Source organism: Desulfobacterales bacterium (genome assembly GCA_029211065.1).
Taxonomy (GTDB): domain Bacteria; phylum Desulfobacterota; class Desulfobacteria; order Desulfobacterales; family JARGFK01; genus JARGFK01.
In genome coordinates this window covers 23,586-30,774 of the sequence record JARGFK010000057.1, presented here as the reverse complement: position 1 = coordinate 30,774, position 7,189 = coordinate 23,586, and the positions used below count along the sequence as shown (strand labels likewise).

The window sequence follows — 7,189 nt, the reverse complement described above, 5'->3', positions numbered from 1 at the left end:
AGGGCATGCGGATAATGAGCCACGACGGGGAAACCTTGATACGGATGTATGCCGAAGCCTAAACGTTGTCACCTGCTTCTCTACTCTACTCAAAAAATAAAGAGGGAAGCCGGGGCTGCCTGATCTGAGCGGTTTTTTCGGTCCCTACCAAAGAAACAGAAAGAGTTCTTCTGTCAGCCATCCGGCCGCAAAGCAGATCGGCAACGTAAAAACCCAGGCCGTGAGAATTTTGCCTGCAAGCCCCCAGCGAACGGCTGAAAATCTTCGGGTGGAACCGACTCCCATGATGGAGGTGGTTACTACATGGGTGGTGCTGACGGGCAGGCCGAAAAGGCTTGAGACGATGATGGTGGCGGCTGCGGATGTTTCGGCGGCAAATCCGTGAATCGGCTCAAGCTTGAGCATATTGACGCCCAGGGTCTTGATGACGCGCCACCCGCCCAGGGCGGTGCCGGTTCCCATGGCAAGGGCGCATGTCAGAATAACCCAGAAGGGGACTTCCAGAGACTGTAGCAGGCCGCCGCTGACCAGCGACAGGGTGATGATACCCATGGCCTTCTGGGCGTCATTGGAACCATGGCTGAAAGCCATGCATGCCGAGGAGAGGATCTGCAGCCTTCCGAAATGCCGGTTGAGCTTGCCGGGTGGAAATTGCCCAAAAACCATTATCAAGAGTTTCATGAACAGATACCCCAACAGAAGCCCGACAAAAGGGGAAATCAGCAGGGACATAAAAATCTTGGTAATCCCGCCGACGTTCAGTATCCCCGCGCCGCCATAGGCGATGGAGGCGCCGATCAACCCACCGATGAGTGCATGCGAGCAGCTGATGGGCATGCCGAACTTTGTCATAACGGTGTTCCATAGTGTCGCGGTCACAAGGGCGGCTATGACCACGGTATCGGTTACAGCGGTCGGGCTTACGATTCCCGACCCGATGGTTTTGGCCACCGCCGTGAAAGCAAAAGCGCCCAGAATGTTCATGACGGCGGCCATGATGATCGCCTGGAGGGGTGACAGCACCCGGGTGGAAACAACCGTGGCAATGGCATTTGCCGAATCGTTCCATCCGTTGCTGACGTCGAAAAACACGGCCAGGATGACGATTATCAGTATGATTTCAAGCATATTTCAGGACGATTGACTCCAGTGTATTGGCAACGTCTTCACAGCGGTCGGAGGCATTTTCGAGGTTTTGATAAATATCTTTCCACTTGATGATCATGACCGGATCTTGAATTTCTTCGAATAATTTTCCGAGCGCTTCTCTGAATTGACTGTCATTCTGATTTTCAAGGCCATGAATCTGGATACACAGATCCTGAATGTATCCATATTCTTTTTTCTTGAGATGATTCACAGCGCGGTAGACCAGGTCGATCATTGCTGCCAGGGTTTTTGCCAGGGCGGCTGCCTCGACTGTTGACGATTTCAGGTTGAATATCTGGGATCTTTCCACCGCACCCCACATCAGGTCTAAAATATCATCCATTCTCGTCGCCAGCAGATGAATATCTTCCCGGTCGATGGGGGTAATAAATGTCTGGTTCAGCTTCCGTATGATTTCATGGGTCAGCAGATCGTTATCGTGTTCCAGGTCTTTAATGTGCTTGATTTTATTTGATATATTACTGAAATCGTTAAAAAAATCAACTAAGGCGGCGGATGCTTTGACAAGGTTGTCACCCATACACTCGAAAATTTCAAAAAAATCGGTCTCTTTCTTAAAAAATTTCATCACTTAATACCCTGTGTAGGATGGAGTTATGAAGAGGTGTTAAAAAGCATATTTAAGCGAGAAATGAATTATCCAATTCCAAAGGGAAGGTCAAGAACAATCAGGGAAAAGAGATCTTAATATGGAGAGGTCTTTGGCTCTGCCGATATGAACTGATACAAAATTAGAAGTACAAACAACAATAAAATATTCCCTTCCAGGGATAATCAAAGCCGAGTTCTCTGGACCCGGTTATTACTCTGAGAGTGTGCCGCGGAGGGTAAGATCCTTTTCAATGGATTCGATCCGGACAGGGACGATGGTATTTTTCAGGTTGTCCCCGCCACTTAAACCTACCGGCAGATAATTGGCGGTAAATCCCTTGAGCATGCCGGAGGCGTCCCGCCGGCCTTCAATGAGCACCGGCAGGGTCCGGCCGATAAAGCGCCTGTAAAAATCCTTTTTTATGGCGGCGCCAATCTGACGCAGACTGTGACATCTTGATTTGATGACCTGGGCGGGGACCTTGCCGGTAAAAGTGTCGGCCGGGGTGCCCTTGCGGGCTGAAAAGGGGAACACATGCAAATAGGTCAAAGGCAGTTCCTCGATCAGGTCCACCGTGTTTTGAAAGGCAGCCTCGGTTTCACCCGGAAACCCGATGAGAACATCCGCGCCGATGGCTGCATCCGGCATGGCGGCACGTATTTTAAGGACCAGTTCCCTGAAAAAACTCCGGGAATAAGGCCGCTTCATGCGCTCCAGGATCGTATCATCCCCGCTTTGCAGCGGGATGTGAAAATGATGACAGAGCTGTTTTGAAGCAGCCGTCAGATTGATGATATCCTCGGAAATTTCCCGCGGTTCGATGGAGCTGAGCCTGAGGCGGTCGATCGGCCGGTCGGAATCCACCTGCCGTAATACCGCAAAGAGGCTGGCGGGCGGGTCAAGGTCCTGGCCGTAGCAGCCCAGATGCACGCCGCAGAGGACCACCTCGTGGAAACCGGCCCGGGCCAAACGTCGAATATTTTCCATGACATTTTCAAAAGGCATGCTGCAACTACGGCCCCGGGCATAGGGGACGATGCAGTAGGAGCAAAAGGCATCGCAGCCGTCCTGGATTTTTAAAAACGGCCGGGTGCGGCTCTTGGGGACGGTCAGTGCCGGCTCCCTGAATGGCGGTGCTGCTGCTGGCTTGAAACCGACGGCGGCGAGTGGCCCCGGGCTGTCCGGTGGGGATGTCAACATGTCCGGGATGGCGTGCTTGGCGGCGTGGCCTAGCACGCAACTGATGCCGGCAATTTTTTTTAACGCGTCGGGATCGGTCTGGGCATAACATCCGGTCACCAGGATGCGCGCTCCGGGGTGGGCCTTGAGAGCCTGGCGAACGGCCTGGCGGGACTGCATGGCTGCTTTCCTGGTGACGGCGCAGGTGTTGATGATGCACACTTCAGCGCCGGCGGCGCTTTGGGCTTCATCGGTCCAGCCGGACTTTTCCAAGGCTGCGGCAATGGTTTCGGATTCATACTGGTTGACCTTGCAGCCCAGCGTGGTGATGATAAATTTAGGCAATCCACCCCCCTCCCAAGACCTCGTCACCCTGATAAAAGACCGCCCCCTGGCCGGGGGTGATGGCAGCTTCGGCTTCATCGAAAGTAACGGCGGCGGTCCGGTCGTCTATGGGTGTTACAACAGATGGCGCGGCGCTGTGGCGGTAGCGCACGCGCGTTTTCACTTTAAGGGGGGCCGGGGGTGGCATGCCGTTGATCCAATTGATGTCCGTAACCCGGCACTGGAGAGCGCCCAGGTCTTTTTCAAAACCGACGATCAGACGATTTTGGGGTTTGTCGATCTCTAGGACGTAATAGGGTTCGGATGAAGGGCAGTTGATCCCCCGGCGCTGGCCGATGGTAAAGAGGTGCAGGCCGTTGTGCCGTCCGATAACGTTTCCGTCCACATCCGCAATGGGTCCGGGTTGGGGCGTAAAGTTCGGCTGCCGGGCCAGAAACTCACCGTAGCTGAGCCCTTTAATGAAACAGATGTCCTGGCTTTCGTCACTCGAAAGCGGTTTAAGGCCGTTCAGGGCCGCCATCTCCTTGACGGCTGTTTTGGTAAATTCACCCAGGGGAAAGACCGCCCGGCAAAGCTGGTCCTGGCGCAGGAATGCCAGAAAATAAGACTGGTCTTTGGTGCGGTCGACCCCGCGCAGGAGATGACATCGGCCGCTGTCGTCGGTTCTGATGCGGGCGTAATGACCGGTTGCCAGGCATTCGGCGCCCAGGGTGCGGGCAAAGTCAAGGAGGGCGCCGAACTTGATCTGCGGGTTACAGACCATACAGGGATTGGGCGTACGGCCCTTTTCATAACCGTCAATAAAATAGCGAATGACGTCCTCTTTGAATTGTGAGCTCAAGTCGAGGATTCTAAAAGGTATTTCAAGCCGGCCGGCGAGTTCGGAGATTCCGGCGGCGATGGTATTTTTGCGGTCTTGGGACAGGTTTTCCGTCGAAGGGGAAGATAAAGCGGTTTCATAGCCGGTGAGGAAATGGATTCCGATGACCGCATGGCCCTGCTGCCGCAATCGATACGCCGCCATCATGGAGTCGACCCCGCCGCTGATGGCAATGGCAGTCAGCGGTTTCATCCAAAATTTATCGAGTTGACCGGGCGGATGCTCATGGCCCGGGTGGGGCAGGCCGGCACGCAAAGCTCGCAGACGCTGCATTTTTGCTGATCAAATTCGACGCTCATTTCCGGGCGCTGAACGGAAAGGGCGCCGGTGGGGCAAACGGCCGTGCAGGCGCCGCAGTGGGTGCACTTTTTTTTGCTGCGCTTGACTTCCTGGTCTGCGTTTTGGACGTTTACATTTTGATCCTTCAAATATTTCACGCCTTCCCGGAAGTTTTTTTTGTCTCCGGAAAGTTCAAGAACCATGATGCCTTGTTTGCGCGGGAGCACGGCGGCGTTTAGGATATTAAATGTCAGATCGTAGGCCCGGGCAAGCTGGCACACGATGGGCTTTTGCACTTCGGTCTGGGGAAACCGCAGTATCAGAATCTTTGAATACACTTTATACCTCCTGAAAAAATTCAAAAAGCGCCCGTTCCCGGACATGGGTTCGACGGTTACATTTTGAAAGAGACCCTTTATTTTTTAGTGAAAACATATTAATTTAAAAATAATATGGAATGATGTCAATATGAACTTTAGATTTAAGGAATATCCCTAAAAAGGTGCAATTCTCGAATATTTCGCAAAACCTTATTATCTGAGTTTAGACCATATGAATCCATTCGCCTATCGGACAACCGGCCTGGCCATCAAAACCCTGTCGAGTCTCTTAAAGGCCCGCATCTACTTTCACGGGGAAGAAAACATCCCCAAAGGGCCCACCCTATTCGTCATCAATCACTTTACCCGAATTGAAACCCTGCTGATGCCGTATCACATCAACCGGCTGACAGGCATTCCGATATGGTCGCTGGCCGACTTCAGTCTGTTCAAGGGCGCTTTCGGAAGCTTTCTCAATTCGGTGGGGGGGGTATCCACCAAAAACCCCGACCGGGACCGACTGATCGTAAAAACCCTGCTCACGGGCGAGGCCGCCTGGATCATTTTTCCTGAGGGCCGGATGGTCAAAAGCAAAAAGACCGTTGAAAAAGGACACTTCATGATCACGGCTGCCGGCGCCAGGCACCCGCCCCACACCGGTGCGGCGACACTGGCGTTGCGAACGGAATTTTACCGCCGGCGCCTGAGAGAGATCCGCAGCGCGGCGCCGGAAGAGGCTGAAAGGCTCCTGGACCTTTTCAAGATCGATACAATGGCGGCGGTTTCTCAGGTCAGCACCCATATCGTTCCGGTGAACATCACCTACTATCCGATCCGGGCCAAGGAAAACACCCTCAGCGATTTGGCGGCCCAGCTGGTTGAAAATCTGCCGGAACGTATGAAGGAAGAGCTGATGACCGAGGGGACCATGTTTTTGTCCGGTGTTGATATCGATGTCCGCTTCGGCCGGCCCATCGACATCGCACCCTATCTGGACGAGGCCAAAATAGGCCGGGACATTGCCGCAAGGGGCGCAATCAACTTTGACGATCCCATCCCGTCCCGGCAATTGATGCGCAAGGTATCCGTCCGGGTGATGCAGCGGTATATGTCCGATATTTACAGCCTGACCACCGTCAACCATGATCATCTGTTCAGTTCGATCCTGCGGTTGATGCCGGCCCGCAAGATCGACCGCTACGATCTGCGTCAGCGGGCATTTCTGGCAGCCGCCCTGGACCTGAAGGATTTCTGCGTGTATTTCCACCAGGCCCTCCAGCAGGATCAGATCCACCTGCTGGCGGATGATTCTTTTCACAAGTTCAGGGACTTTCTGTCCCTGTCCCTTGAAAAAGGGGTTTTAGATCGGCAGCGGAACAACCTGGTAAAAAACAAATCTAAATTTACATCGCCGCTGAACTTTCATCGCATTCGCATCGACAACCCGGTGGAAGTCATTGCCAATGAGGTGGAGCCGCTGACACAGCTGCAGCGGCGGCTCAAACGGCTGGCATGGACGCCGAAATTCTGGGTCCGCCGGCAGATCGACGCGCATCTGCTGAAGCTGGCTGAAAGTGAATTCCAGACGGATTATAAAACTTTTTTCATAAAGGGGGAATCCAAACCGTTGGACAGCGGCCGGCCGTATCTGATCCGGGGGAGGTCCCGGGATATCGGCGTGCTGGTGATACACGGATACATGGCATCGCCGCTGGAGGTGAAAGAACTGGCGGAATACCTGGGGCGGCAGGGGCTCTGGGTTTTTGCCCCGCGCCTCAAAGGGCACGGCACATCTCCCGCGGACCTGGCAACGCGAACCTATAAGGACTGGGTCAAGTCGGTGGACTTGGGCTACGGCATCATCCGGAACCACTGCCGGCGGGTCGTCGTGGGCGGGTTTTCCACCGGCGCCGGTCTGGCGCTGGACCTTGCCGCCCGGATAAAGGACATTGCGGGGATCTTTGCGGTTTCGCCGCCGATGCGGCTGCAGGACTTTTCTTCCAAATTCGTTCCGGCGGTGGATGGTTGGAACCGGATCATGAAAAGGGTGCACTGGGAAGGCGCCCAAAAAGAATTTGTGGAAAACAGGCCTGAAAACCCGCATATCAATTATGTGCGGAATCCGGTGGCGGGCATCAGGGAGCTGGAGCGCCTGATGGAAGCGCTGGCGCCCAAGCTGGGGGAAATCACATCTCCGGCGCTGGTAATACAGTCACGCCGGGATCCGGTCGTGGATCCCAAAGGGTCCCGCCGTGCGTTCGAACAGCTGGGGTCTGCCGACAAAGCGTACACCCTGTTTAATTTCAACCGCCACGGCATCCTGCTGGGGCCGGGGGCCGAGCGCGTGCACCGGGCCATCAATGACTTTATCATGCACCTGAAATGACTTTCGGAACCAAACGGGGACGGAGCCTTGAAACTTAC

The 7,189-nt window shown here is 54.3% G+C and carries 6 protein-coding genes; 1 reads left to right on the top strand and 5 read right to left on the bottom strand.

Going from position 1 to position 7,189, the window contains the following annotated elements; translation table 11 throughout:
- Nucleotides 1-144: 144 nt before the first annotated feature.
- The 5 genes from P1P89_13440 to P1P89_13420 form a co-directional block, all read right to left on the bottom strand.
- Entirely contained in the window at nt 145-1,128 is a 984-nt protein-coding gene (locus tag P1P89_13440) for an inorganic phosphate transporter (protein ID MDF1592515.1), read from the bottom strand.
- Nucleotides 1,121-1,738, bottom strand: coding sequence for a DUF47 family protein (locus P1P89_13435; GenBank protein MDF1592514.1), 618 nt, complete (start codon nt 1,736-1,738; stop codon nt 1,121-1,123). Before P1P89_13435 ends, P1P89_13440 begins: the two co-directional genes overlap by 8 nt.
- 234 nt (nt 1,739-1,972) lie before the next feature.
- A complete protein-coding gene (mtaB, locus tag P1P89_13430; protein ID MDF1592513.1) occupies nt 1,973-3,286 on the bottom strand; it encodes a tRNA (N(6)-L-threonylcarbamoyladenosine(37)-C(2))-methylthiotransferase MtaB in 1,314 nt (437 codons plus the stop codon).
- Nucleotides 3,279-4,358, bottom strand: coding sequence for a tRNA 2-thiouridine(34) synthase MnmA (gene mnmA / locus P1P89_13425; GenBank protein MDF1592512.1), 1,080 nt, complete (start codon nt 4,356-4,358; stop codon nt 3,279-3,281). The genes mtaB and mnmA overlap by 8 nt, the downstream gene beginning before the upstream one ends.
- Nucleotides 4,355-4,783, bottom strand: coding sequence for an NIL domain-containing protein (locus P1P89_13420; GenBank protein ID MDF1592511.1), 429 nt, complete (start codon nt 4,781-4,783; stop codon nt 4,355-4,357). Before P1P89_13420 ends, mnmA begins: the two co-directional genes overlap by 4 nt.
- Nucleotides 4,784-4,997: 214 nt before the next feature.
- Here P1P89_13420 and P1P89_13415 point away from each other — a divergent pair, with 214 nt between their 5' ends.
- A complete protein-coding gene (locus tag P1P89_13415; GenBank protein MDF1592510.1) occupies nt 4,998-7,151 on the top strand; it encodes an alpha/beta fold hydrolase in 2,154 nt (717 codons plus the stop codon).
- Nucleotides 7,152-7,189 lie beyond the last annotated feature (38 nt).